This window comes from Sphingobacterium micropteri, from assembly GCF_014692515.1.
Classification (GTDB): domain Bacteria; phylum Bacteroidota; class Bacteroidia; order Sphingobacteriales; family Sphingobacteriaceae; genus Sphingobacterium; species Sphingobacterium micropteri.
The window spans coordinates 56,288-81,271 of sequence record NZ_JACOIK010000005.1; the positions used below are offsets into that span (position 1 = coordinate 56,288).

The 24,984-nt window shown below is 39.0% G+C and carries 25 protein-coding genes and 1 tRNA gene; 14 read left to right on the forward strand and 12 right to left on the reverse strand.

Annotated elements, in window-relative coordinates; all coding sequences use genetic code 11:
* Window positions 1-39: 39 nt before the first annotated feature.
* Window positions 40-741: a YjjG family noncanonical pyrimidine nucleotidase gene (locus H8B06_RS07940; protein ID WP_190993752.1), complete on the reverse strand. Its 702-nt coding sequence runs from the start codon at window positions 739-741 to the stop codon at window positions 40-42.
* A 101-nt stretch (window positions 742-842) separates the two neighbouring features.
* Between H8B06_RS07940 and H8B06_RS07945 the strand changes: the two genes are divergently transcribed.
* The 6 genes from H8B06_RS07945 (at window position 843) to H8B06_RS07970 (ending at window position 5,158) form a co-directional block, all read left to right on the forward strand.
* Entirely contained in the window at window positions 843-1,721 is an 879-nt protein-coding gene (locus H8B06_RS07945; protein ID WP_190993753.1) for a sensor histidine kinase, read from the forward strand.
* Complete coding sequence (locus H8B06_RS07950; RefSeq protein WP_190993754.1) at window positions 1,711-2,418, forward strand: response regulator transcription factor; 708 nt, start codon at window positions 1,711-1,713, stop codon at window positions 2,416-2,418. The genes H8B06_RS07945 and H8B06_RS07950 overlap by 11 nt, the downstream gene beginning before the upstream one ends.
* Before the next feature lie 7 nt (window positions 2,419-2,425).
* Complete coding sequence (locus tag H8B06_RS07955; protein WP_190993755.1) at window positions 2,426-2,941, forward strand: hypothetical protein; 516 nt, start codon at window positions 2,426-2,428, stop codon at window positions 2,939-2,941.
* Window positions 2,941-3,975, forward strand: a complete 1,035-nt coding sequence (gene hemE, locus H8B06_RS07960; protein ID WP_190993756.1) for a uroporphyrinogen decarboxylase — start codon at window positions 2,941-2,943, stop codon at window positions 3,973-3,975. The genes H8B06_RS07955 and hemE overlap by 1 nt, the downstream gene beginning before the upstream one ends.
* A gap of 98 nt (window positions 3,976-4,073) precedes the next feature.
* On the forward strand, window positions 4,074-4,613 hold the full coding sequence (gene hemJ / locus H8B06_RS07965; protein WP_190993757.1) for a protoporphyrinogen oxidase HemJ: 540 nt from the start codon (window positions 4,074-4,076) through the stop codon (window positions 4,611-4,613).
* A gap of 38 nt (window positions 4,614-4,651) precedes the next feature.
* The gene (locus tag H8B06_RS07970; RefSeq protein ID WP_190993758.1) at window positions 4,652-5,158 is read left to right on the forward strand and encodes a hypothetical protein; all 507 of its coding nucleotides are present in this window, start codon (window positions 4,652-4,654) and stop codon (window positions 5,156-5,158) included.
* 61 nt (window positions 5,159-5,219) lie between these two features.
* On the opposite strand, the gene H8B06_RS07975 is transcribed toward H8B06_RS07970, so the two are convergent.
* The 3 genes from H8B06_RS07975 to H8B06_RS07985 all read right to left on the reverse strand — a co-directional run bounded on the left by H8B06_RS07975 (window position 5,220) and on the right by H8B06_RS07985 (window position 7,766).
* Window positions 5,220-6,791, reverse strand: coding sequence for a calcineurin-like phosphoesterase C-terminal domain-containing protein (locus H8B06_RS07975; RefSeq protein ID WP_190993759.1), 1,572 nt, complete (start codon window positions 6,789-6,791; stop codon window positions 5,220-5,222).
* Window positions 6,792-7,044: 253 nt separating this feature from the next.
* Window positions 7,045-7,521, reverse strand: a complete 477-nt coding sequence (locus H8B06_RS07980; protein ID WP_190993760.1) for a C40 family peptidase — start codon at window positions 7,519-7,521, stop codon at window positions 7,045-7,047.
* Between the two features lie 171 nt (window positions 7,522-7,692).
* Window positions 7,693-7,766, reverse strand: a tRNA-Met gene (locus H8B06_RS07985).
* Window positions 7,767-7,949: 183 nt separating this feature from the next.
* On the opposite strand from H8B06_RS07985, the gene H8B06_RS07990 reads away from it, so the two are divergent.
* The 8 genes from H8B06_RS07990 (at window position 7,950) to H8B06_RS08025 (ending at window position 15,185) form a co-directional block, all read left to right on the forward strand.
* Complete coding sequence (locus H8B06_RS07990; RefSeq protein WP_190993761.1) at window positions 7,950-8,327, forward strand: START-like domain-containing protein; 378 nt, start codon at window positions 7,950-7,952, stop codon at window positions 8,325-8,327.
* A gap of 66 nt (window positions 8,328-8,393) precedes the next feature.
* Window positions 8,394-9,848 carry an LptF/LptG family permease gene (locus tag H8B06_RS07995; RefSeq protein WP_190993762.1) on the forward strand — a complete coding sequence of 485 codons (1,455 nt, stop codon included), beginning with the start codon at window positions 8,394-8,396 and terminating at the stop codon, window positions 9,846-9,848.
* A 94-nt stretch (window positions 9,849-9,942) separates the two neighbouring features.
* Window positions 9,943-11,157, forward strand: a complete 1,215-nt coding sequence (locus H8B06_RS08000) for a bifunctional 3,4-dihydroxy-2-butanone-4-phosphate synthase/GTP cyclohydrolase II (protein WP_190993763.1) — start codon at window positions 9,943-9,945, stop codon at window positions 11,155-11,157.
* A 103-nt stretch (window positions 11,158-11,260) separates the two neighbouring features.
* Complete coding sequence (locus H8B06_RS08005; RefSeq protein WP_190993764.1) at window positions 11,261-11,968, forward strand: response regulator transcription factor; 708 nt, start codon at window positions 11,261-11,263, stop codon at window positions 11,966-11,968.
* Window positions 11,969-13,324: a HAMP domain-containing sensor histidine kinase gene (locus H8B06_RS08010; RefSeq protein WP_190993765.1), complete on the forward strand. Its 1,356-nt coding sequence runs from the start codon at window positions 11,969-11,971 to the stop codon at window positions 13,322-13,324.
* 134 nt (window positions 13,325-13,458) lie between these two features.
* The gene (locus H8B06_RS08015) at window positions 13,459-13,971 is read left to right on the forward strand and encodes a hypothetical protein (RefSeq protein ID WP_190993766.1); all 513 of its coding nucleotides are present in this window, start codon (window positions 13,459-13,461) and stop codon (window positions 13,969-13,971) included.
* Window positions 13,964-14,452 carry a hypothetical protein gene (locus tag H8B06_RS08020; RefSeq protein ID WP_190993767.1) on the forward strand — a complete coding sequence of 163 codons (489 nt, stop codon included), beginning with the start codon at window positions 13,964-13,966 and terminating at the stop codon, window positions 14,450-14,452. Before H8B06_RS08015 ends, H8B06_RS08020 begins: the two co-directional genes overlap by 8 nt.
* Window positions 14,436-15,185, forward strand: coding sequence for a YoaK family protein (locus H8B06_RS08025; RefSeq protein ID WP_190993768.1), 750 nt, complete (start codon window positions 14,436-14,438; stop codon window positions 15,183-15,185). Before H8B06_RS08020 ends, H8B06_RS08025 begins: the two co-directional genes overlap by 17 nt.
* A 16-nt stretch (window positions 15,186-15,201) precedes the next feature.
* On the opposite strand, the gene H8B06_RS08030 is transcribed toward H8B06_RS08025, so the two are convergent.
* The 8 genes from H8B06_RS08030 to H8B06_RS08065 all read right to left on the reverse strand — a co-directional run bounded on the left by H8B06_RS08030 (window position 15,202) and on the right by H8B06_RS08065 (window position 24,982).
* Window positions 15,202-16,656, reverse strand: a complete 1,455-nt coding sequence (locus tag H8B06_RS08030) for a polysaccharide deacetylase family protein (RefSeq protein WP_190993769.1) — start codon at window positions 16,654-16,656, stop codon at window positions 15,202-15,204.
* Between the two features lie 26 nt (window positions 16,657-16,682).
* Window positions 16,683-17,624, reverse strand: a complete 942-nt coding sequence (locus tag H8B06_RS08035; RefSeq protein WP_190993770.1) for a UDP-glucuronic acid decarboxylase family protein — start codon at window positions 17,622-17,624, stop codon at window positions 16,683-16,685.
* Between the two features lie 5 nt (window positions 17,625-17,629).
* Window positions 17,630-18,769 carry a hybrid sensor histidine kinase/response regulator gene (locus H8B06_RS08040; protein ID WP_190993771.1) on the reverse strand — a complete coding sequence of 380 codons (1,140 nt, stop codon included), beginning with the start codon at window positions 18,767-18,769 and terminating at the stop codon, window positions 17,630-17,632.
* Between the two features lie 102 nt (window positions 18,770-18,871).
* Window positions 18,872-19,603 (reverse strand): endonuclease/exonuclease/phosphatase family protein, encoded by a 732-nt coding sequence (locus tag H8B06_RS08045; RefSeq protein WP_190993772.1) that lies wholly within the window; start codon window positions 19,601-19,603, stop codon window positions 18,872-18,874.
* Between the two features lie 342 nt (window positions 19,604-19,945).
* Window positions 19,946-21,763, reverse strand: coding sequence for a PAS domain-containing sensor histidine kinase (locus H8B06_RS08050; RefSeq protein WP_190993773.1), 1,818 nt, complete (start codon window positions 21,761-21,763; stop codon window positions 19,946-19,948).
* 16 nt (window positions 21,764-21,779) lie between these two features.
* Window positions 21,780-22,955: a glycosyltransferase family 2 protein gene (locus H8B06_RS08055; RefSeq protein ID WP_190993774.1), complete on the reverse strand. Its 1,176-nt coding sequence runs from the start codon at window positions 22,953-22,955 to the stop codon at window positions 21,780-21,782.
* 9 nt (window positions 22,956-22,964) lie between these two features.
* Entirely contained in the window at window positions 22,965-23,885 is a 921-nt protein-coding gene (locus H8B06_RS08060) for a glycosyltransferase family 2 protein (RefSeq protein WP_223857542.1), read from the reverse strand.
* Window positions 23,849-24,982, reverse strand: a complete 1,134-nt coding sequence (locus tag H8B06_RS08065) for a glycosyltransferase family 4 protein (protein WP_190993776.1) — start codon at window positions 24,980-24,982, stop codon at window positions 23,849-23,851. Before H8B06_RS08065 ends, H8B06_RS08060 begins: the two co-directional genes overlap by 37 nt.
* Window positions 24,983-24,984: the final 2 nt, after the last annotated feature.

The window sequence follows — 24,984 nt, forward strand, 5'->3', positions numbered from 1 at the left end:
ATTATTTCCGTGAGTTGGGTTAGTTGCGTCTCTACATTTTTAAAAAACCTGTTGTAATTCTCCCAAATCCCGAATCATGTGATGAACATCTTGTGGTTGTTCGAGACCTATTGCATTAAAGAAGATCGCGTCTATGCCAGCATTTTGAGCACCTCGGACATCGGCATCGAGGTTGTCCCCGATCATGATAGATGTTTTTCGCTCTGCTTTCCCGTTCTGTAAGGCATGTTCGAAAATTCTTGGATCAGGTTTATTTACGCCGATTAATTCCGAAATTACAATTGTTTTAAAATAAGATTTTAATTTGCTGTGTTCCAACTTCTGTTCACAAGCTTCTTTGAAACCATTCGATATTAAATGTAATCTATATTTGCTTTGCAAATATGTCAATGTTTCGATAGCATTTGGAAAGAGATTTGTTTTGGTTGGGCAAATATGTAAATATTCCTCCTCAAAGGCCTTCGGAAATAGTTCGGGGTCAATACCTAACTGCGTAAATGTATCGGCAAACCGAAGTCGGCGTAGTGTGGGTTTGTCAATTTTTCCATGGTGGTATAACCCCCATAGCCGGTGATTATTGACGGTGTATGTTTCAATAAAAAGATCAGACTCAGCCTTTCCGGTCAATTTATCAAAACGGTATTTGGCATAAAGTTCATGTAAGGTTTCCTGTGCGTTTTTGTCAAAATCCCAAATCGTGTGGTCTAAATCGAAGAAAATATCTCTTTTGTGAAAAAACATGGCACAAAGATAACACCTTTCTTAACCTATTGTCATAATGCACCTACTATTTCCTTTCAGATTAACAAATGGTTATTTTTGCGTGACATTAATTTACTTGTATGAAGCGAGCGCTCGTCCTGTTTTATTTTCTGGTGTTTTATGCCATTACCCAATTGCTTTGGTGGGGATACCTGTTGGTTAATTACGAACCGGAACGCAAAGGGATGATCATCGGCGAAGGGCTTTTCTTTCTGCTGATTTTTATTTGGGGAGCCATGCGCTTAAAAAAGCTATTTAGCCGGGAGCATAAACAACAACAACAACAACAGAATTTTCTGTTGTCCGTAACCCATGAATTAAAATCACCTTTAGCTTCGGTGAAATTATACATCCAAACCATTCTAAAGCGTGACTTAGAACGGGAGCAACAGAAAGTTTTTCTTTCTAACTCCTTGAAGGATATTGAGCGATTGGACGATCTCGTCGAAAATGTATTGTTAACCACCAAATTGGAAAATAGAAGTTTTAATTTTCCAAAAGAAAACTTCAATTTTACAGAAGTAGTAGATAATGTGGTGGATAGGTTACAAAAAAATGCATGTAGCTCACAGATTATAAAACCCGATTTAGATGAGGGACTCATTATCCATGCCGATAAGTTCGCCATTACGAATGTGGTTACCAATTTAATTGAAAATGCAATTAAATATTCTCCTCCGTGTGCGACCGTGGAAGTGCAGCTTAAGGAGAGGGAAGACGATCGGATTATCTTTTCGGTTGCAGACCACGGACCAGGGGTTGCCGAAGAAGAAAAAAAGAATATATTTAATAAGTTTTACCGGATAGGCAATGAGTCGACACGTAAAACTAAAGGCACGGGTTTAGGGTTGTATATAGTGAAGACAGTATTGCAAAAACACAACGCCTCTATTAAGGTAAAAGATAACACTCCATCGGGGAGTATTTTTGAAGTAACATTTGAAAATTATGCAAGCTAAGCAACGTATACTATTGGTGGAAGACGAGGAGCACTTGTTGGAAGCGATTAAATTAAATTTAGAATTAGAGGGCTATCGGGTAACCACAGCTACAGACGGAAAGAAAGCGTTGAAGATTTTCAAGGAAGAACGCTTTAATCTAATTATTCTGGACGTGATGATTCCGGAAATCGACGGCTTTCAGGTTGCCGAAACCATTCGGCTACAGAATACGGAAGTACCTATCATGTTTCTGACCGCTAAAAACAGCAGTGAAGATCGTATCACCGGTTTGAAAAAAGGGGCGGATGATTATTTGGTGAAACCTTTTAATCTAGAAGAGCTTATTCTTCGTGTTGGTAATCTGATTCGTAGAGGACTTAAATCAGACGATTTAAAGGAGTTTAATTCGTATACGATCGGTGATAAAACAATTTATTTTAACTCGTATGAACTCCATCATGCGGACGGTACGGTTACCTCGTTGACAAAAAAGGAAACGATGCTGTTGAAACTGTTGATTGAACGAAAAAATGAAGCTGTTTCTCGGGAGCAAATATTGGAAACCGTGTGGAATTATGATGTTTATCCATCCACGCGTACAATCGATAATTTTATTTTAACATTCCGCAAGTATTTTGAGCCAGATCAAAAACATCCTGTGTATTTTCATTCGATCCGTGGAGTAGGGTATAAGTTTACAGATACACCAACATAAGAGATAGATGAATACACGAGCGAGAATAATTGTCATCGGTATTGCGGTGACATTTCTTCTTTATGCAGTTTACGAGAAGCACTACAATATTTCGATTTATATTTTAGGGCTGATCGGATATTTCATATGGAGCCATTATCGTGAAGGCACCGTTTTCTTAGCTACCCAGGCGTTTCACAAACAAGATTATGAGAAAACAAAAGCGTTGTTGTCGGAAATTAAGGATCCAGACAAACTACGGAAGAGACGCCGGAATTATTATGAATTTATGATGGGAAATGTAGCCCTTAAAGAGGAACGGGTCGACGATGCCGAATATCATTTTCAATTAGCATCCCGTTTGCCGTGGAAAAGGGATGCCGAGAAAGGATTTGTATTGATCAATTTAGCAAACATCAGTTTGCGCAAACGTAATTACGATCGCGTACCCGTCTATATCGAGCTTGCCAATAAGCTTAAGCTTACGGAACGCCAAAAAGCGATTATTGAAAAAATAGAAAAAGAACTAAATAAACAGACCTAGTGGACAAAACTTTACAGAACGATTTATTGATTAGAGCTGCATTATCGCAGTCTACGGACAGACCTCCTGTTTGGATGATGCGTCAAGCTGGACGCTTTATGCCCGAATATTGGGAAATAAAGAATAAGTACAGTTTTTTAGAGATGTGTAAAACACCGGAAATTGCAGCAGATGTTACCATGCTGCCCGTAGATCTTTTGGATGTTGATGCGGCTATCCTATTTTCGGATATTTTGGTAACGGGAGAAGCCATGGGAGGAGAGTTGTCGTTTGAACAAGGTGTAGGTCCTCGATTCAGTAATCCCGTACGTACGCAGGCAGACGTGGACAGACTGGAAACCGATTGTGTGGATAAACTACAGTATGTGGCAGATGCAATTCGCGTGATACAGGAACGCTTGGCGGGACGTATCCCCTTAATCGGCTTTGCGGGTGCCCCATTCACTATTTTGAGTTATCTTGTGGAAGGAGGTTCGTCCAAAGACTTTAAACGAACAAAGTTATTGCTTAATAACGAACCGGCTTTAGCACATCAGCTTTTACAAAAAATTGCCGATGTAACGATAAACTATCTGAATATGCAAATCGATGCTGGGGTCAATGCTGTACAATTGTTCGATAGTTGGGCGTTAGCGTTGTCATGGAACGATTATCGTGATTTTTCACACTATTATAATAAATATATCCTAGCCAATATCAAGCGCACTGTTCCAGTGATTTCTTTCTGTAAGGGATCGTCGGTATTTGCGCCGATGATGGCAGAGGCAAATCCGGATGTAATATCTATCGATTGGAATGCGGACTTAAAAAATGTGAAGCAGGTACTTCCGGCGGGCGTTGCCGTACAAGGTAATTTGGATCCGTTTGTATTGTATGCGGATAAGAGTGTTATCGAAGACAAAATTTTGCAATTGTTTGAACGGATGCGTGGCGAGAATGGATTTATCTTTAATCTGGGACATGGTATTATGCCGGATATCCCGTTTGATAACGTGAAACATGCGATCAATGTGGTGAAGGGATTTCGCTATTAGCAAAATGAGTGAAATGGTGACAAGGTGAAGGTGATAAAGTGACAAGTAAATAGTGGAAGTTAGCTAACGATATAGTTGCTAACTGCTAATTAAATAAAATGATATATCTATACGCAAAAGCGTTGCATATTATCTTTATGGTCTGCTGGATGGCAGGGTTGTTTTACATGCCCCGTTTGTTCATCTATCATACGGAAGCAAAGCAGAAATCGGATATTGCATATCAGGTGTTGCATGAGCAATTCGTGGTTATGGAACGGAGGCTTTGGTGGGTAATTACCACACCGGCGATGTACATCACCGTGGCTACGGCGTTAACTATGCTTTATCTGTCGCCGGGTTTGTTAAGTCAGGGCTGGATGCATGTGAAGCTCACTTTTGTGGCAGTTTTGGTGTTTTACCACTTTAAGAGTCAGCAGATTATGGAGCAGCTAGCAAGAGGCGAATCGGTATGGACCTCCTCGCAGTTACGCTTGTGGAACGAAGTATCTACCATTATTCTTTTTGCTATCGTTTTTTTAGTTATTTTTAGATCGGCCATTGATTGGATTTATGGTGTGTTGGGTTTATTGGGACTGGCCGTGTTATTGATGATTTTAATCAAGTTATATAAGCGGTATAGGTCTCGTAATTCATGACGTGACTAGCTAATAATTACAAATAACGAATTAAACAAATGAAGAAAATCTTTCTATTGCTACTATTATCGGTAATCATGTCGCATGGAAAAGCACAAGATCATGCTTGGGCATTCGGATTCTACGGCGATGTACAATTAGAATCTCCGGATTATCAAGGGGCGTTTGGTATTCAAGGAAAGTACGATTTCGCCAAGCACTCCGCCATACAGGCGCAGGTGTACGGTCGAAATGGGTATGTTGCCGTAGGTGCTGATTATCTGTTATCATTGTTTGATAAAAGCCAAAGTAACTTTAATGTATTTGTTGGTGGAGGATTAAGCCAAGACTTTTACCGTTACAATGAGTTGATGGCAGACCAAGAACAAGTATTGCCTGAAAGAAGGGAGAACTTTACGGTCATAAATGGACAAGTCGGCGTGAGTTATTACTTTCCAGCAGTGAACCTATCCTTGTACACTGGATATAAATTGAAATACAATCTTGAATGGGAGGAAATACAACCGAACTATTTGATGTTTGGTGTGCGGTATCATTTGTGGTAAACTTACAAGGAATATGAAAAGGAGTGCTATGTTTTTTCATAGCACTCTTTTTTTACGTTATTTATTGAACTATTTTTAGTTCCTTCGTTTGTAAGTGTGTTTTTCCGAACATATCGGTAGCTCTTACCTGTATAGTGTGTTGGCCCACTTCCAACTTTCCAGGTAGTTTAGTTTCCCAGATGTGGGTAGATGGTGCCGCTGCTGATGGTCTGCGTCCATCCATTAAGGTTGCTGCGTTATCAAACTTCAATACGTTGAATTGATAACGAGGATCTTCTATTTCGGTGTGTTGCATTTTGATCCAGCTTTTACCATCGAGACTATATTCCACCACATCATTAGCGGAGCCGATAAAAAAGTTTGCATACAGGGTATGACGTCTGACGTTCCTTTGTTGCAATTCTGTTGGGAACGTAATGCTTAGCTGGTAATCATCGGGCTCACCTGCTACTTTGTAGTCAACTGTATAAGTATTGCCATTTATGTTCAAGATGGCGTAACCTTTTGGAGTCCCGTCACGCATCGTTGATGCAGGTACACCCTGTTTATTTTTTAATCCCGAATACCAATCACCTGAAGTAGTACCTACATTATATTCGTGGTGCGGCTTCTCCTGTTTCCAGCCATCATCTTTGGTGTAAAAATTATGTCTTTGGAGATGCGTATGTGCAGATAGGGAAAGCGTATTGGGGTATTCTGCCAATAAATCGAATAAACGCTGTCTATCTTCATCTCGGAAAACATTGGAATTTTTGTGCAATAAAGGTATATGAAAGGCTAGCACAATCAATTTATCTTTCGGGACAAACTTCAAATTGTTTTCTACAAAGTCTAGTTGATCTTTTCGGAAACCACCCAAATAGCCTTTTCCTGTGCGGGGATTAGGGTATAAAATGTTATCAAGGATGATAAAATGTGCATCTCCGTAATTAAAAGAGAAGTTATTGGGGCCGAAATTGCTTTCATATGTTTCATCAGACAATATATCTTCCTGAACATCATAATTCATGTCGTGGTTCCCCATTACGTTAAACCAAGGAAGACCAAGCTTACCTACCGTTTCTATGTAAGGGCGGTGTAAAACCAGATCGTCACCCACTAAATCCCCTAAACTTAGACCAAAAGAGAACTTCTCTTTATCCACAATATCCTGTATAATACCCCTATCAAAATAATCGATCTCATCCAAATTGTATGCCTGTGGATCACCGAAGACCAGTGCACTAAAATTCTTTTGCTCGTTGACATCTTTTTGTAAAGCAAAATCGACAGATTTAGGTAGTTTCCCGGTTGGTTTACTGCCTTCATACTTTAGGTTAGGTGACCCTGCCGGTTTGTGGATATAATAAAATTTTGGCTTGTTATTTTCGTCCACTGGGAACTGATAGCCGTTGGGTTTGATAACAAAAAAAATACTATTATCCCGCGCTGGAATGTTGTATCGCCCTGATGCATCGGTAAGGACAACATCTATCCCGTTGCTGACGGCAACTTGTGCTACCCCTTTTTCTTTTGCATCCCTTTTACCGTTCAGATTTGTGTCCTCATAAACTATTCCTTTGGCAATCTCTTGTCCGTAGACGAAGTTTGAAATAAAAAGCCCGGCAAGGAGTGTAGTGAGTTTTAAATTCATATTTTTAGTTGATAAATTTTTCTTTTTACAAAAGTCACTTTTTAAAATTAACAAATCGTAGCGGTATGTTTAAGATTATATTAAGTGATATTATACCAACCTTAACAGTTCGGGATATAACTATTGGAATTGTATCCGTTCAGTATGATGATCTTTCGTAATGTGCCGATTACTGTACAGGGTATCTACCGCCACTTGACAATAATAGCACAAAAAAGCTATGGCGCTTTTATTTTTTAAATGGGAAGTTGCGTTATATAACTCGGATCACCTTCATGAACCGCTTTTTGTAGCTGCCTTCCAACGACGTTTCGGTAACCGCGTACGCTTTACCGGAGCTTGCATGGATAAAGCGTAATTCTTCCCCCTTGTTATTTGACAAAACAATACCGACATGACCTACTATTCTTTTTGCTGAGTTGGTACCGGTAAAAAGGATGATATCACCGGCTTTGGCCTCCGTTAACGAAATGTTGTCACCGGCTTGTCCGATAGCAGAAGAGCTTCTGGGCAATGTTATACCAAACTGTTTAAATACATAATGGACAAAGCCAGAACAGTCGAACCCTTGAGATGGACTCGCTGCGCCATATTTATATTTGACTCCCAATAGTTTCTTGGCAAACGTAATAAGACTTTGTTCGGCAGGATCATTATGCGTATAATCTATAGTAGATTTCGTAGAAGAAACAGCTTTTAACGAAATGGCCATGATCAAAAAAAAGACCATGAGGCAGTTTTTTCCTATGTAGTGTGCTGCATTCATGTTAACAAAGATATGGAAAATATAATAACTGCCGTATGTTGCATTTCGTCTCCAAAAAAAGCATTGATAATTTTTTCGTCCCGTACCAATAACAAAGAGGGTTACATTTTTACGTGTAACCCTCTGATAATCCAGTAGCGGGGAGCAGGATCGAACTGCCGACCTCAGGGTTATGAATCCTGCGCTCTAACCATCTGAGCTACCCCGCCGTTTTTCGTGATGCAAATATAGCAATAAGTCGCCATTTCCAAAGGCAAAAAATATTTTTTTTGTTTTCATAAACAATCGATGTAAAAAATAATTCTGTTATTCTGTTTTGAATCACAAAATAAAATTGTATACTTACCGACAGACAAAATAGCTTGGTTTTTTAATTAACCAAAACAAACTATATGGAAAAGAAAGTAGAAATTCACTTAGAGTATATTATAAATTCATCACCACGAATTTTGTTTCCTTTTATCCATGAGCCGAATGCATTGGCGCAATGGTTTGCTGATGACGTCAATTACAAAGAGGGTATCTATGAGTTCATATGGGACGACGAGATGAATCGGGCCAAATTAGTCTCGGTAAAGGAGAATAAAAGTGTACGTTTTCAATGGCTGGAGGATGAGCCTTATTATTTTGAAATAGAGATTATACAAGATGAATTAACCAATGACGTAGCACTTGCCATCACCGATTTTGTAAAGCCTGATAATTTGGAAGATAGGAAGCAAATATGGAACAATTCTGTCGGCTATCTGCAGAGTGTCATAGGCGCATAAGTTAAGATTACTACCGAAAAAAATAGTATCTTTGTAGCCATATTGCGATGATCGATAAGAGGTGATATGAAGAAGATACACTTATTAATTTTACAAGCATTTATTAGGCCGTTCATGGTATGTTTTTGTATCGTGATGTTTGTGCTATTAATGCTTTTTTTATTTAAGTATATCGATGATCTCATCGGGAAAGGTTTCGAGTGGTATGTATTGATGGAACTTATCGGTTATCAGTGTGCTGTCCAGTTGTCTATGGCATTGCCACTTTCTATGTTGCTCTCCTCTATTATGACTTTTGGTAACCTTGGAGAAAGTTATGAATTGGTTGCCATCAAAGCTGCCGGATTTTCCTTGCGAAAAGCCATGACACCACTTATTGTGCTGGTTACGCTATTTGCGGGAGGTTCTTTCCTGTTTTCCGATTACATACTACCCGTGGTCAACTTGAAAATGGGCTCGTTATTGTGGGATGTGCGCAATAAGAAAGCTGATTTTCTGATTAAACCCGGAATCTTTAATAAATCTATTCCCGGTTATTCTATTCGCGCCAAGAATAAAAGTGAGGACGGGACAATATTGTATGATTTGATGATTTATGACCATCGCACCGGTAATACAGCGAATAATGTGCTGTTGGCAAAAGAAGGTTTTATGCATAATTCTGCCGACAATAACTACATGATATTGCGACTGAGAGATGGTGTCCGATACGAAGAATCACGCGTTAAGAATGCTAAACGATACGATCCACGACAGCAATTTACACGTTTCCGTTTTGCCGAAACAGAACAGAAGTTTGATATGGAAGCCTTTCAGATGAAAAGGACGGATGAAAGTTTATTTAAGTCTCATCATTCCATGCTCAACTTAAAGCAGCTTAAATTATACACCGATTCGAATCGCTTGCAACTGGATAGTATTTCCCGGCAGATATTATCGGAAACGCAAAGCTACGTCTCTTATTTTTCTCCTTATTATCGAGTCGACACTGTGCAACAGGCAACGGTGAAAGAATTTCGCGATTTCGTGACCGATTACGTGCCAGAAGACCAGCGCCGAGGTATCATCAGCAACGCATTGAGCCAAGCGCAGCAGATGAACAGTGTGTTGGAAATGAAAGATATTGAATTTCGAGCTTTTGCCGATAGAGATATTCGTTACCACATTGAATTTCATAGAAAGTTCACGTTAGCGGTGTCCTGTCTATTGCTTTTTGCTATAGGTGCACCGCTAGGTGCAATTATCCGCAAAGGAGGACTTGGTTTGCCTGTTGTGGTAGCTATCATTTTCTTTCTGATATATCACATTATATCCACGATGGCCGAAAAGGCAGCAAAAGACGGGAGTATGGATCCGCTTATTGGAATGTGGATGGCGATTATTGTGCTTACACCGTTGGCGGCATTTTTAACGTATAAGTCAACAACAGATTCGGCTTTATTTGATGCGGATCAATATAAGCAGAAAGCGGAGCGGGCCTGGAAATGGGTCATTTCTAAATTTAATAGAAAGAAAATATAACATAGGGATTTTGCGGGGATATTCCATATGACCTTTAAAAGACAAATTATTTACATATGAAATCTACCTTTGCATAGATTAAGCGCATACGAAGATGGAGATAAAATTAAATACAATAGCGGAGGCTATCGAAGATATTAAGGCGGGGAAAGTGGTCATTGTGGTGGATGATGAAGATCGGGAAAATGAAGGCGATTTTGTTACAGCTGCCCGGAACGCTACACCCGAAATAATAAACTTCATGGCAACGCACGGTAGAGGGCTCGTATGTGTTCCGCTGACGCAAGAACGTTGTGAAGAGTTGGATCTGGGCTTGATGGTGGGGCAAAATACGGCGGTTTATGAAACCAATTTTACAGTTTCCGTCGACTTGCAGGGATACGGATGTACAACGGGTATATCCGCGTCTGATCGATCGAAAACCATTCAAGCATTGATAAACCCTGATATTAAACCGGAGGAATTGGGTCGTCCGGGACATATCTTTCCGTTAATTGCCAAAGATGGTGGCGTATTGCGACGTACAGGTCATACGGAAGCTGCTATTGATCTGGCGCGTTTAGCTGGATTTGAACCTGCCGGTGTATTAGTAGAAATCTTAAAAGAAGATGGAGAAATGGCGCGTCTTCCGGATTTAATCCCCGTAGCCGAGCGGTTTGACCTTAAAATTGTTAGTATTCAGGATTTAATAGAGTACCGGCTGAAACATGACTCCCTTATCCAGGAAGAGGAGACGGTTCAAATGCCTACGCAATGGGGCGACTTTAAGTTGAAAGCATTCACGCAAAAAAATACAGGCGAGCAACACCTCGCTTTGTTCAAAGGAGAGTGGAAAGAAAACGAGCCAATTTTAGTACGGGTACACAGCTCTTGTATGACGGGTGATATTTTTGGATCGTGTAGATGTGATTGTGGACCACAGCTTCATAAAGCTATGGAGATGATTCAGAAAGAAGGTAAAGGTATTGTTGTTTACATGAATCAAGAAGGGCGTGGAATAGGTTTGGTAAATAAACTCCATGCATACCGTTTACAAGAGGAGGGGGTAGATACGGTGGACGCTAATCTACAACTGGGGTTTAAACCCGATTTACGTGATTATGGAGTAGGTGCGCAGATTTTACGTCATATGGGCGTTTCCAAAATGCGCTTAATGTCCAACAACCCTACCAAACGTGCAGGACTTGTAGGTTATGGTTTGGAAATCGTGGATAATGTGCCGATAGAAATTGAGCCCAATCCATATAATGAGTCCTACCTCAAAACAAAAAGAGACCGAATGGGGCATTCCATCATGAAGAATTTATAGGAAAAAGGCGCAAAGGCGCCTTTTTTTGTGAAAATTTAAAAGCAAAGTCCACAAAATTTTTAATTTAGCAGCGCATCGATTTGCTAAACAAGTTAGGGGTATCATGAAAGGAAAACAAATATTGTTAATTGAAGATGAGAAAAACGTCGCCGATGTCATCATTCAAGGGTTGGAAGAGGATGGAGCTTCCGTTTTACATGCCACGAATTATGAACGTGCACTTCATCTATTGCAAACAAATAATATAGATATTGTTATCTTGGATGTTCTGCTCCCCGAAACAAATGGCTTGGATATCTGTAAAAATTTTCGCACATTAGGATACACTAACCTGCCTATTCTAATGGTTACCGCGCTTGGCGGACCAGAAAATGTGGTTTTGGGACTCGACAGTGGAGCAGATGATTACCTGTCCAAACCATTCAAGCTGATCGAACTTAAAGCAAGAACGCGCACATTAATACGCAGAAACCATGAAATGTCGAAGCAATCAAACGTTGTTGAAACACAGCGATATATTTATAAGTTTATCGAAATTGATGATTATAAGAAGATCGCTTATGTAAACGGGCAAGAGCTTAACTTAACGGCGACAGAATACCGTTTGCTTTTGCTTTTTATCCAATCGCCACAAAAGGTCTTTCAACGTAGTGAATTATTAGATAAAGTATGGGGAATTAATTTTGATATCGGATCTAATGTTGTGGATGTATATGTTAATTATTTGCGTAAAAAGATAGAGAAAGCGACACCTGTAAAAGCTATACATACGATTATCGGCATGGGATATGTATTAAAAATAGAAGACTAGATGAGAAGTTACAACAAAACGTTATATGCGTTGATTACTATCTTAGTGATTTATACCGTTTCTTTTGTGGCATTTATCATGTACTCGATCACCAATTTTGCCTTTTCTGATTTTTACAAACGCTTGGATTTACGCCGAAACCTCGCTGCGGAACAAATGTGGAATGGAAAAGAAAATCGGACAGATTGGTCGCTGGCCTATGTGGAAGAATTAAATAATCAACGAGAGTTTATCGTTGAATTTGATGAAAAAGCGAATATTATAAACAACAGTGGATTTAATGTATCCTTATGGGAAAAGGTGGATAAACAAGGGGAAGCTAATTTTAAGGAAGGGAACACTTTTTATTCGACAAAATTTTATCAGCAACAAGGCAAAAACTATATTGTCGGCGTATCAGCAGAAAATTATTTCTATACACATCATTTGCGTTATTTACAAAACTTGCTGCTGATTGCACTTATTTTAGGGGTTTTATTTGTCATTGTCGTTTCGCTACTGGTGAAGCGCTCTTTTATCAAGCCTATTCACGGACTGATTGATGAAGTGAAAAAAATTGGTTCTGAAAATTTGTATCTGCGATTGAGTGAAGAAAAATATAAAGGCGTGTTGCATAAGTTAGCCAATACATTTAACAGAATGCTCAATCGTGTTGAAACATCTTTTGAAACCCAGAAAAATTTTATCAGCAATGCGTCGCATGAACTCAATACACCATTAACGTCAATTATCGGAATTGCAGATCTTACGCTTTCTAAAGAGCGAACAGTAGAAGAATATAAAAAAGCGATGCAGAAGATCGTTGATGCAGCGGGAAACTTGGAGAAAAAAACGAATGCATTATTGTTGCTCGCCAGAACAGGATATGAAAAAGACAATAAACTCAATTTTAAACCTGTTCGTATCGACCAGATTATAATGGATGCAGAAATGACCGTCAAAGCCATCAACGAGCGATTTCATATTAAAACTGATTTTAGTATGCTCCCCGACGATAGTATGAAACTCAAAGTAAATGGGCTCGCACCTTTGCTTCAGTTAGCTATTTCTAATGTCGTTTCCAATGCCTGCAAATATTCACCGAATCAAACGGCTTATGTCGCACTTGGTGCTTTTGAAAATGGTGTTCTTATTTTGATTAGAGATGAAGGTATTGGCATTCCAGAAAAGGAACTCTTGTATATTTATGATCCCTATTTTCGAGCTTCCAATACACAAAATTTTTCAGGATACGGTATCGGGTTACCTTTAGCACGGAATATCATCAAGATGCATGATGGCGAGTTATCCGTTACGTCAGCTCTGGGAAAAGGAACAACAGTACGCATAGAGTTACCCACTTATAGCCCTATTTAATGCCTTTTTAATATGGCAGTCCTCTTTTAATCCCATTTTAATTTTTGTGTTGAAAGTTTAATGAAATTCTAATTAGGGTTTCATGCCGTTGCTATGCCACAGACTTACTTTTGTATCAAAACAATAAGAAGTCAATGATACAACGTGTGCTTATCCCAACAGATTTTACCGTTAACTCGCTACGAATCGCTTTGGAGTATTTAGAAAACAGTGACAACGAACAAGTGGAGCTGGTGTTGGCCGGTGGATATAATCTTGGTGAATCCATTAGTATGTTATTGGGATTTACATTGGACGATCATCTTGCAGAGGTACAGGATGAAGATTTTCTGAAAGCATGTGAGATGATAAAATCACGTTTTAAAAATAAGGTAGTGGAGATGTATGCTGATTTTATGATTTCAAAAAATAAACGCTATGTAAGTAACTATCTAAAAGGACGTCAATTCGCCCGAATTGTGTTACCAGACGCATTTGAATTTAAGCATACGAAGAACAGTTTTGACATTGTCGATATGTTTAATAACATACAGCTGTCCAATATGCCCGAAGTCATAACAGTTTCTATGGGCGAAGCGAAACTAAAGGGACAGGATACGTTGGATGGATTTTTCTTTCGAAAAAAATGGAGACTCAGTTATGAATAGAGATGTGTTAGTAAACCTTAATTACTTGTTGGTAGCCCTTTTACTGATTGGCGCATCCTTGATTGTTATGCATTTTGAAAGCCCTGAACGCCTTATTCAAGGAGAGTGGGTGGAAAAGGAATGGCGGTTGGAAAAAGATAATATCAGTGCAAGCTCCGACTTGCAGTTGCAAGTGGGATTAAAGAAGGAAATTTTACGTAATGTGGAAGATCTACATCTCGGTATTTGGAAATTTTATGAGGACGGGACGCTACAATCAGAAACATCTGAACAGAACAGTGAGATTGAGTGGTTTATTAAAGGACGAGGACACGTCTTGGAACTTCGTAAAGCGGGTAAGCAGATCGAAAGTTTTCAAATTCAGCAAATCAGTAGAGATCGGCTGGTTTTGCACTTAAACTTCGATCTACAGGTCAAAGGTATTATCGAAATCGTTTTGGAAAGAAAGGAGCAATCAAACCAATATGCTAAGAAAGTATAGTAATCATCGGACACAATCTGATAATGTGAAATTAGGCGCGTTGACTGCTTTTTCGGCAGGGATGGTAAATGTTGCTTCTGTGACTGTCTTTTTTGCATTTACATCTAATATAACAGGGTATTACGCCGTGCTAGCTCAAGAGATAAGCAAAGGGAACTGGTATCAAGGCGCTGTGGTACTATTGTGGGTATTGTTGTTTTTTATCGGAAGTTTTTTATCGAATTTTGTGATTATTCAAGGTAAAGGACGTTGGAGTCAATATATTTCACATGCAATTCCCGTTATTTTAGAGTTTTTGAGTATTCTATTTGTAGGGATTTACCTAGATATCTTTTACGAAAACTCCTTGAAGGAAACAGAGATTCTTGTCGGTGCTTTGTTATTTGCTATGGGATTACAAAATGGGCTTACGGCAAGTATATCAAATTCTGTTGTAAAAACGACTCATCTTACGGGACTCACGACCGATTTGGCTATTCTAGTTTCAATGTTTAGTAAGCGTGAAAACAGACATAATAAGGCATTGGTCGACAAATTTCATCTGCTTCTTACTATTATGATGGCCTATGTGGCCGGAGGATTGTTTGGAGGAGTTGGCTATTTATATCTGGAAAATGGAACGTTCTATCTCACTTGTGCCATTCTATTGATTATCGCTCTATACGATTTTTATAAAATAGGACGAATAAAGCGTATATTCGAGAGACGAAATAAAGAAGTTGTGCCCGTGTGATTTTTTGATCTGGATATTAATTTGCAATCTTTTCCAGTAATACGTCCTTTTGTGGTGTATCCTTCAACATATTTACAAAATAGTTTGCATCACGCAAATTGTTTATGTTTCTTGTTGATAGATATTTATCTACATAATAATTCGCTTGATCATAAAGGTACTTTCTGCAATCGAAATTAATGCTCACTCCATCTTTATAAGTGCCGTATGACAATCCTGTTACGCTGCTGTTAGATGTGACAGATAGTATATTTTCCAACGGAAGACCGGAGAGGTTGAGCGTTAATGATGGATAATAGAAGTGTTTTTCCTCGGGGAATTTGATGTTAATCTTGATTATACCCTCATTCTTGACCATTTTTATGTCGCAATGATGCCTATAATAATTGTATTCATAATACTCCTCTTGAGATGGGAACCATAGCGAATCCATACCGTCCTTTCCGTATTGCTCGTTCAACCACAACAGTAATTGCACAAAGTCATTGTCTGTCTCATGTAAGCCTACATACACCGCTTTACGGTCATTTAGCTTTGCATACATTTGGTTGATGACCATTTGCTTAACTTCAGATGTTGTAGCAAAAACTCGCTCTACCACCGTTCCTGTCAGATCAGAATCTATCCGATAAGGGATTAATTGCAGGCCGCCGGCCTGTGCCGTCAGTGTTTGTATATCTTCATATTGTTGTGCTGCGGCCAAATAATTTTTATTGCCATTGGGTTCGGCCATAAATTTAATTCCCCTTCCATCCAATGAGTCAAGAACAATGTCTTGCGAAATCATTAAATGGGATACCAGTTCACTAACGTTGGAAACATCATCCGCTTTGACATCATGAAAGGCTATTCCTGTGCCGTAATTAAGCATTTCCCGTACATTATTCCAACGCAAGCCCGACTTCATATAGAAGCGGAAATAATGAGCATCAAAACCCCGATTAACGTCTACGGCTGCTGACATAAAATCCCATTCCGGAGCAAGTGTCGTGGTAAAATGAAAACGTACTTCCTTACCGTGACCATCCATGCTGCCCAATGTTTTTCCAAGTGCAAAGGTATTTGGCGGTAGATCGTCTGCTTCAAGCTGTTCGATATCATAATAATAATTTCGATCAGACCCCGTCGAGGTAATAGGGCGGCCATTTATGGCAGCCCAGGTTTTGCAAAATGCCGACTGCTTACAATCGTCTTGTGTCAACATAAAAAGCAGACTCTTATTGTACTTCAAAGGAGGAATAGAGAGCGATAGGTCATTTAATGTTGCGGGATCCAAGCCATCAACAGCAATTGTTATTTCTGCTTCTGGTCCGGTAATCTCTTCTGCCCACGGATAAGAAAAAGAACGATACGTATCTATCGGCTTCTCTTCCGTAATGGGTGTGTTATCGTTGTCCGTGTCTTTATAAAGATCTTTTTTAATACATGAACAATATAATAACGTAAAAAAGATTAGTAAGAACTTATTCATAATAAACGATAAATTATTGGATATGCCTATACAATTTTTTGAAAGTAGTCGATGGTATTTCGAAGTCCCTCTTCCAATTGAATTTTTGGTGTCCATCCAAGCACTTGTTTAGCTAATTCAATGTTTGGTTGGCGCTGCTTTGGATCATCCATCGGGAGCGGCATAAATTTAATTTTGGATTTGGAATCCGTGAGTTCAATTACTTTTTCCGCAAGCTGCAACATGGTAAACTCATGCGGATTACCGATGTTTACAGGGCCAATAAAGTCTTCCGATTCCATCATTTTGACCATACCGTCGATTAGGTCATCTACATATTGGAAACTACGCGTCTGCGTTCCATCTCCGTAGATTGTAATATCCTCTCCTCGAAGGGCTTGTACAATAAAATTAGAGACGACACGTCCGTCCTGCGGGTGCATTCTTGGACCATATGTATTGAATATGCGCACAATCTTAATATCGACCCGATGCTGACGATGATAATCCATAAAAAGCGTTTCTGCACATCGTTTACCTTCATCATAACAAGAACGAATGCCAATAGGATTTACATTGCCCCAATAACTCTCTTCCTGAGGATGAATTGTTGGATTACCGTATATCTCACTTGTAGAAGCCTGTAATATACGAGCATGCACACGCTTTGCTAACCCCAGCATATGAATCGCTCCCATCACCGAAGTTTTGATCGTTTTAATAGCATTATACTGATAGTGTACCGGACTTGCTGGACAAGCAAGGTTATAGATCTGGTCTACCTCGGCTAAAAACGGTTCGGTAATATCATGTCTGATTAACTCGAAATAAGGATCATTCAGCAGATGGACTACATTTGACTTGTCCCCGGTGAAAAAATTATCAAGACAAAGCACCTCATTTCCTTCTTTCAAAAGCTTTTCACAAAGATGTGAACCTATGAATCCTGCTCCCCCCGATACGAGTATGCGTTTACGCGTAATATCCATTTTTATTATAATATTTGTTCATCAGACAATATCCTCGGTATTTTAAAACCGAAACATGATCCTTCACCTTCTTTTGACCTAAAATAAAATTCTCCATGGTTAATGGTAACAAAATGCTGTACGATCCAAAGCCCCAAGCCAGTCCCTCCTTCCCGTGCCGTACCGAGGGCGTACGTTCCATATATTTTTGCCCGTAACTTATCTTGTGTTTCCATCGACATACCGACTCCACGATCCGTTATCTCGAATACCGCCCATTTATCTTCTGTATAGAGATTTATCAAAATACGTCCCGATTGCTGACTGAATTTTATAGCATTAATAATTAAGTTACGTAATATACTTTTCATAATATCTACATCAAAAAGAATTTCGATATTATGTTGCAATTGTAGTTGTATAGCTACATCTTTTAATTTCGCTGTCGGTAATAAAACCTCTGTGACACCAGCTATCGTTTCGTCAAATATAAATGATTGAGACATGGAGGTTTGTATGCCCATATTTGATTTTGTCCACTTTAATAAATTATCTAATAGACAAAACAGCTGTTCGGCAATGTCACTTCCCGAATATAGCATGTCCACGATTTCTGCAGGTAACTGATTTTCTTCCGCTTTTGACGTTAATATATTAAGAATCATCTTGAGTGACGAAATGGGGGAGCGGAGATCATGAGCAACAATCGAATACAGCTGATTTCTACTCTCCATTGTCTCTTTAAGACGATCCTTTTGTTCTACAATAATATTCCGAGAATGTATTAATGATATCTGGTGTTTAATCCGCCGTATCAGTTCCGGTGGGTTAAATGGTTTCGTCACGTAATCGCAGGCACCTAAATCGAACCCTTTAATAATATCATTTGGAGAATTTAATGCGGTGATAAACAAAATCGGAATATCCCGAAGTTTCTCGGTGGACTTCAGTTTTTCTGTCAACTCAAATCCACTAACCTCGGGCATCATAACGTCCATCAATATGAGATCGATCCTATTTTTATCCAAAATAGTTAAAGCTTCCTCGGCACCCGCCGCGGCGTAAATGCGAAAACGCTCTTCTTCCAATATGACCTGTAATAGCATCACATTTATCTCATTATCGTCAACGATAAGTATGCTGTAATTTGAAAAAATGACTTCCATATCGAACTTTTCATACCTTCCGCAAGGCAGATGTAAATATAATTTTTTGTAACCAGCTATTTGTTAATAGAAATGGTAGTAAATGGAAAAACATGTTTATTGTTACATTTGTTTTAAGAATTTGAAATCAACGAGTATAGGTGCGTGATCACTATAATCAATTTCTCCTATATTGTACGCGGTTGCACGCAGTGTCTTGTCATCGTAAAATACGTGATCTATTCGGAACAGTTTTCGGAAATTAATATAACTGTAGGAATATCCTCGACCTGCTTCTGAAAAAGCATCCCGTAGTTTACCTTTTATCGTTTGATACGTATAAGAAACGATAGGTGTATTAAAATCGCCACAAACGATAACAGGATATGCTGACTCCTGAATTTCCCGATATGCTTTTTCTGCCTGCAGGCCTCGATAAATCATATTGTCCGACATGATATCGAAAGCATTTAAAGTTGTTGATTTACCGTTATTATTGTTCAGATGATTCCATCCCGTAGTCTGTAAGTGATAATTGAATAGCCGTAGTGTATCTTGGCCGACAGTCACGTTAGCGACCAATCCACTATTCGGACGTTCATCAAAGGATACTGTCTTCACATAATTTAATGGATATTTACTTAATATCGCTAATTGTAGGTTGCCGTCCTTGACATCCGTCAAAATACAATAAGGCATCGTCGGGAATAACTGCTTCAAATCCCGTGTTTTGTGTGTTTCAGGGATTTCTTGCAGACAGATGATATCGATATTTTCTTCTTGGATAAACGTTGAAATAAATTCTGCAGAGGGCAGATTGTAATCCATCTTTAACTGTCGGACATTATATGTCATGAGTCTTAGAGCTGGCGTGTCTTTTTCGGTATTTGAATAATTCCAACGAAACTTAGCCGAAAAATAATGACTATTTGCCAAAAGGACGACAACCGACAAAATCGCATATGATTTATGAAAAACCAAACCGACAAAAAATAAAATAATATGGAAAATCAATAAAAACGGAAGTATCAACCCTATCCATTGAAAAAGGAGAAAGTCTATGGGCGAGATATAATACGCTAAAAAAGAGCAAGAAGTTATCAATCCTAAGAGAGTTAGTAGTCCTCCAAAGAAAATTTTACGTACCTGAAAATTCTTCACAATAAATAATCAAATCAAATCAAATCCTGAAAAAGGTTATTTCACGTCACTTAAAGGTATATAAACTTTGAATATTGAACCCTTGCCTTCTTCTGATTGCACGACGATACGACCATTCATCTGTTCTATGATACTCTTGCTTATTGCCAGTCCCAGACCCGTGCCTTGGGCAACACTGTTAGCCTTCCAGAATCTGGTGAAAATATCTTCTAATTTATCTGGAGATATGCCAATACCCGTGTCTGTGACCGATAATATTAATGATTCTGAAGAAATGGTATATCCCACATGGATTTCTCCTGTGTCGGGAGTAAATTTAATGGCATTAGAAATGAGATTGGTCAACACTTGTAATAGACGCCCACGATCCAAACAAACCGGTTTATCATCTTCGAGTAGATGAAAATAAAGATTAGGTCTTGCGATGGGTTGATTGAAGCTTTTCTCTAGTTCTCTCAAAATACCATGTAACGATATAGACTCCGTATGAAATTGCAATTTTCCCGATTCTAAATGAGACATTTCTAAAACATCTTGCACCAAACGGAGAAGCTGATCGCTATTCGAACTAACAATCTGACCATATTCTTGCCGGAGTTCGGCATCTTCGGTGTTTGCGATTATCGTGCTAAACCCTACAATAGCATTCAAAGGAGTGCGGATTTCATGGCTCATATTGGAAATGAAAGCTGATTTAAGCTGTTCCGATTCTTCGGCGGCCTCTTTGGCTTTCATCAATTGCTCTTCATACCGCAATTGGTCAGAAATATCTCGACGAATTGTCCATACGATTTCATCGCCCGTTCCATTCTTAACTAGAAAAGAGCGGCACTCGGAGGAAAAGATATTTCTCTCTGGATAGGCGTAGTCACATCGATATTTATAAAAACCTTTTCTGTCCTTCAATTCGTGTATGATTTCTTCCCATTGCTCTTGCGAGGAAAAGTTTTTCAGCACGTCGGATATGGGTAATGTAAAAATACGTTGACTATGAGGGATATGGTTTTGGAATCGACATTCTTTATTGGCGAACACTAAGGTTCCATCAAGATGATTGGCATGAATGCTGTATGGGGCATTAAATACGACAGAAAGTATCATTTCAAGCTCAATTCTATTTTGGATCAAATCCGTTACATTTTGTGAAAATCCGCTGATAAGCCATTCATCATTTTCTAAATGTCTGCTGTATTTTGTGCTGACGACATACTTAATCTTTTTGCCTGGGACAGAAATTCTATATTCGACCACCTGCCGTTCATTCTTATCGACGAAAAAGAAATTATATACCTTTCTTTTGTCGTCGGGATGGACAATTTCTAAGAACTCTTCAAGAGGTAAAAACACCGGATCCAGTACATCTTTCCGATTAACATTTAAAAAGCCGGAATACATCATTTGTTGCGTTGCGGTATTGTATGTCCAATGGCCAATGTGGGCTTCCTTCTCGACCTCTAATAATGTTGTGAGTGCAGCCTTCAACCTACGTTTCATATTACTCCGGCGCGTAATATCACGATATTGACAAAGGAGACGATCATCATCAAACTTCTGTATGATAAATTTGAAATAATACATCTGCTCACTTGTTGGTAAATCATAGTTATTGTTTGATTCTTGTCCTGTTAATCGACAAAATTCCAATTCCTGGCCGATGATTTTCGCTGTTTCGTAAGGAAGCAAACTTAAAAAATCTTTACCAATAAGTTCTAGCCGAGGATTTAATACTGGATTGTCGGTTTTTACAAGGGCATCTAGACAGATATTATTGTTGTCGAGTACAATCAGTGTATCGCAGGTCATCTGCAAAATTTTCTCCACAAACTGTATATCGCGCAATATTCCTTTTTGCATATGTTTCACATAAAAGTTACCGACGTTTGGTTTTTTCCCATGAACCTTTCTGTTGGTTGGTTAATAAATAGATAATGCCTTTTAAAGCGTTTACATTCATAAATATAAAATAATAGGGGACGAAAAAAAAACTGGATACATTCGAATCAGACTTTTTTAACATACCTATATAGGCACAAAAATAACATATGCTCTGCAGTCCAAAAATGACGAAGAACACATAGTTTTGTGATGTATCCATGATTCCGAGAACGAGCGATAGTGGCCACAGCATGAATAGGGCAAGAGGGGCTATACTCCATCGGAGCACACGATGGGACACATATTGAAAGCTCAACCGACCATATTTAAAAATATTTAGCAACGGTAAAAGTCTTTGCATGGATTGCCATCCACCGGCAGCTATTCTTTTTTTTCGCTTACCTTCTTCATGCATGTCGAACGAACCTCTTTCTACAGCGTAGGCATTTGGTGTATAAGCTATCCGATAACCTTTTTGCACTATTCGCATAGAAAGCATAAAATCATCCAGTAAGGTGTCTTCCGGCATCTTTTTAAACAAGGATGTCCGGATAGCAAACAATTCTCCTGCAGCACCAACAGTAGAATAATATTGGAAGTCCATTTTTTTTAAAAAAGATTCATATTTCCAATAAACACCTTCTCCCTTGGATGAAATGGTATCTTCATCTTCAAAAGCAATTCTTTTTTCTCCCGCCACACAACCTATGCTGGAATCCTGAAACTGCCGTATGATTTGCTTAAGAGCGTCTTCGTTGAGCATACAATTTGCATCCGTAAAAATCACAAATGGTGTGGTTACATACTGCATTCCATGATTGATTGCCGCGGTTTTGCCTCGACGCTCTGGCGAATGAATAACTTGTACCTCGGGATAACGATGTAATAATGTGTCGCTATGATCCGTACTACCGTCAATCACCCACAAAATACGTAACCGATCTGAAGGATATGCTAATGAAAGGCAATTGGCCATCTTTTCGTCGATGATATCCGCTTCATTGTAAGCTGTGATGAATAAGGAAATAAGAGGGAGTTTCTCTTCTTGTAAATCTATGTCATCTATCAATTTATAGGGAGCTAATTTGGCTAAGATATAAATCAAGATACCGTATCCTATATAGGTGTAAAAGACAATAAATAAACATACCCAAAATGTAATTATTAACATGATGTCAGGCTATTTTGTCTTGTCGATTAGATTGGATTCTTCATCCCGGTACTTCGTTGTTCGGCTAAAAAGACTTGGGAAACTTTTTATAGCCTTTAGCAACCGGATTTTAAAACTGTTAAACAGGGAGCCGTCTGCGCCAAGTGTTCCATGTCCCGTGATTGCTCGAGCACGCCGATCCCGGATAAAGGCTATTTTACCGTGCTGTTTTAGCGCTAAGGCTAAGGAGCCGTCTTCGCCGCGGATGATGTCCGTCCGAAAGCCGATTTGTTTAGCATATTCACTTTTAAAGGAAAACACCATCCCTCTTACACATAACTCTGGTCGCCTGATGTATTGTAACATAAGATAAAAATCTCGAAATGCTTCATAAATTAATAAAGAGAATTTTGACTGTTTCTGTTCCGGTAAAAAACTCCATAAGCTAAAAGCACAGCTAACATCTGTTCGCTGTAACGATTTAAGATGAGTTGTTACGTAGTGGGAAGGGTATAGTGTGTCAGCGTCAATACAGATAATATACTTGCCTTTAGCATGATCCAGCCCACATTGGCGGGCAAATCCCGGGCCTTTTCTTGTTTCATTATAGTAAACCACGTCAAGGGTCTTTAATATATCTTCCGTCATGTCGGTTGAATTATTGTTAACCACAATTAATTCCATAGGAACTGATGTCACCTGTTCACTCAAAGACCAAAGACAGGCCAGAATGCGTGGAGCCTCGTTGTGGGCGATGACAACCATACTTACTAACGGTTCAGGATGATGAAACGGTTGCAGCTGTTTTCGGACTTGGTTGACCGTAGAATCCGAAATGGTATGGAAATCTTTGTCGAATGCTATTAAATAGCGGTTGTACAATTTATGTATGTTTCCTGTCGGTATCATTTTGGTTATTTGTTCACTAAACTTTCGAAAAGTTCTTTCCATTGGAGTGCAATTTTGTCTATTGTGAATCTTGTTGTGTTTATACGCGCTTTCGCACCCATAGACGTCCGCAACTCTTTGTCCTCAATCAATAGACATATCTTTTCTGCTAATTGTTCTATATTTCCACTCTCTACTAAAAATCCGTCGACGCCTTCCTGAATAATTTCCCGCGGTCCAGAGGGGCAATCAAAGGAAACTACGGGTAACCCACAGGCCATTGCTTCGACTAATACAAGCCCAAACCCCTCATGCCGTGAAGATAACACGAAAATAGAACTTTCCATATATTTCTGTTCTATGTTGCGCGTGGTGGGTTCCAACTTGCATTGGGTCGCAATACCTAAACGATCAATCTGGTTTTGTAACTGTGTTCGCATGCCTTCTCCGTAAATTTTTAGTGTCCAATCCGAGTGTCTTTTTACCACTTTTGCCCAAGACTCGATAAGTAAGTCAAATCCTTTTTCTGGCATATAGCGACCCACGGCGATTACTTGCTTTTGTTCACAATTCGAAAATTGCTGTGGATCGATGACTAAAGGATTAGGGATAATATGTAAGTTTTGGAGTTCGGGCCAAAAACTCTTTTCTTCTTTCGTAAGAAACACTACTCCATCCAATTTTCGGAGTTTTGCAATTATCAGTTTATCCTTCAATTGGTTTATCCAGCTATAGATTCCTCGTCCGAGTGTAGGATTATAGAATTTTTTTGTCACATGAAATTCCGCTAACTTATAACTACCATCTTTCAATCTAGGAAGAAAGTTGATTTCTCGTCTGATAGTGGAAATAACAATATCGGGTTTCTCATCATGTAATGCCTGGATAAACCTTTTTTTGAATTTGAGATAAAGAAACGGGAAACGTAGCACTTTGGTTACGATCGATCGGTCAAAAGGATAGTCTATGCAAACATCTAGATCGATGTGTTTGACGCGATTTGACAAAGGAAAGTGAATTGGTTGCGCTCTCTGTTCTGATGTCATCACGACAACCTCAGAATTCGGGAGATGCTTGGCAAAATAATTTGCCTTAAACACGATGATTCGCTCTAATCCACCGGGCGCATACAATGAAGGAAGATAATATAAAATTTTCATGG

Bases quoted from the DNA above. Each gene is read 5' to 3' on its own strand.
- H8B06_RS07940 (WP_190993752.1), bottom strand. From the start codon at position 741: ATGTTTTTTCACAAAAGAGATATTTTCTTCGATTTAGACCACACGATT.
- H8B06_RS07945 (WP_190993753.1), top strand. From the start codon at position 843: ATGAAGCGAGCGCTCGTCCTGTTTTATTTTCTGGTGTTTTATGCCATT.
- H8B06_RS07950 (WP_190993754.1), top strand. From the start codon at position 1,711: ATGCAAGCTAAGCAACGTATACTATTGGTGGAAGACGAGGAGCACTTG.
- H8B06_RS07955 (WP_190993755.1), top strand. From the start codon at position 2,426: ATGAATACACGAGCGAGAATAATTGTCATCGGTATTGCGGTGACATTT.
- hemJ (WP_190993757.1), top strand. From the start codon at position 4,074: ATGATATATCTATACGCAAAAGCGTTGCATATTATCTTTATGGTCTGC.
- H8B06_RS07970 (WP_190993758.1), top strand. From the start codon at position 4,652: ATGAAGAAAATCTTTCTATTGCTACTATTATCGGTAATCATGTCGCAT.
- H8B06_RS07975 (WP_190993759.1), bottom strand. From the start codon at position 6,791: ATGAATTTAAAACTCACTACACTCCTTGCCGGGCTTTTTATTTCAAAC.
- H8B06_RS07980 (WP_190993760.1), bottom strand. From the start codon at position 7,521: ATGGTCTTTTTTTTGATCATGGCCATTTCGTTAAAAGCTGTTTCTTCT.
- H8B06_RS07990 (WP_190993761.1), top strand. From the start codon at position 7,950: ATGGAAAAGAAAGTAGAAATTCACTTAGAGTATATTATAAATTCATCA.
- H8B06_RS07995 (WP_190993762.1), top strand. From the start codon at position 8,394: ATGAAGAAGATACACTTATTAATTTTACAAGCATTTATTAGGCCGTTC.
- H8B06_RS08000 (WP_190993763.1), top strand. From the start codon at position 9,943: ATGGAGATAAAATTAAATACAATAGCGGAGGCTATCGAAGATATTAAG.
- H8B06_RS08005 (WP_190993764.1), top strand. From the start codon at position 11,261: ATGAAAGGAAAACAAATATTGTTAATTGAAGATGAGAAAAACGTCGCC.
- H8B06_RS08010 (WP_190993765.1), top strand. From the start codon at position 11,969: ATGAGAAGTTACAACAAAACGTTATATGCGTTGATTACTATCTTAGTG.
- H8B06_RS08015 (WP_190993766.1), top strand. From the start codon at position 13,459: ATGATACAACGTGTGCTTATCCCAACAGATTTTACCGTTAACTCGCTA.
- H8B06_RS08020 (WP_190993767.1), top strand. From the start codon at position 13,964: ATGAATAGAGATGTGTTAGTAAACCTTAATTACTTGTTGGTAGCCCTT.
- H8B06_RS08025 (WP_190993768.1), top strand. From the start codon at position 14,436: ATGCTAAGAAAGTATAGTAATCATCGGACACAATCTGATAATGTGAAA.
- H8B06_RS08030 (WP_190993769.1), bottom strand. From the start codon at position 16,656: ATGAATAAGTTCTTACTAATCTTTTTTACGTTATTATATTGTTCATGT.
- H8B06_RS08035 (WP_190993770.1), bottom strand. From the start codon at position 17,624: ATGGATATTACGCGTAAACGCATACTCGTATCGGGGGGAGCAGGATTC.
- H8B06_RS08040 (WP_190993771.1), bottom strand. From the start codon at position 18,769: ATGGAAGTCATTTTTTCAAATTACAGCATACTTATCGTTGACGATAAT.
- H8B06_RS08045 (WP_190993772.1), bottom strand. From the start codon at position 19,603: ATGACATATAATGTCCGACAGTTAAAGATGGATTACAATCTGCCCTCT.
- H8B06_RS08050 (WP_190993773.1), bottom strand. From the start codon at position 21,763: ATGCAAAAAGGAATATTGCGCGATATACAGTTTGTGGAGAAAATTTTG.
- H8B06_RS08055 (WP_190993774.1), bottom strand. From the start codon at position 22,955: ATGTTAATAATTACATTTTGGGTATGTTTATTTATTGTCTTTTACACC.
- H8B06_RS08060 (WP_223857542.1), bottom strand. From the start codon at position 23,885: ATGGAAAGAACTTTTCGAAAGTTTAGTGAACAAATAACCAAAATGATA.
- H8B06_RS08065 (WP_190993776.1), bottom strand. From the start codon at position 24,982: ATGAAAATTTTATATTATCTTCCTTCATTGTATGCGCCCGGTGGATTA.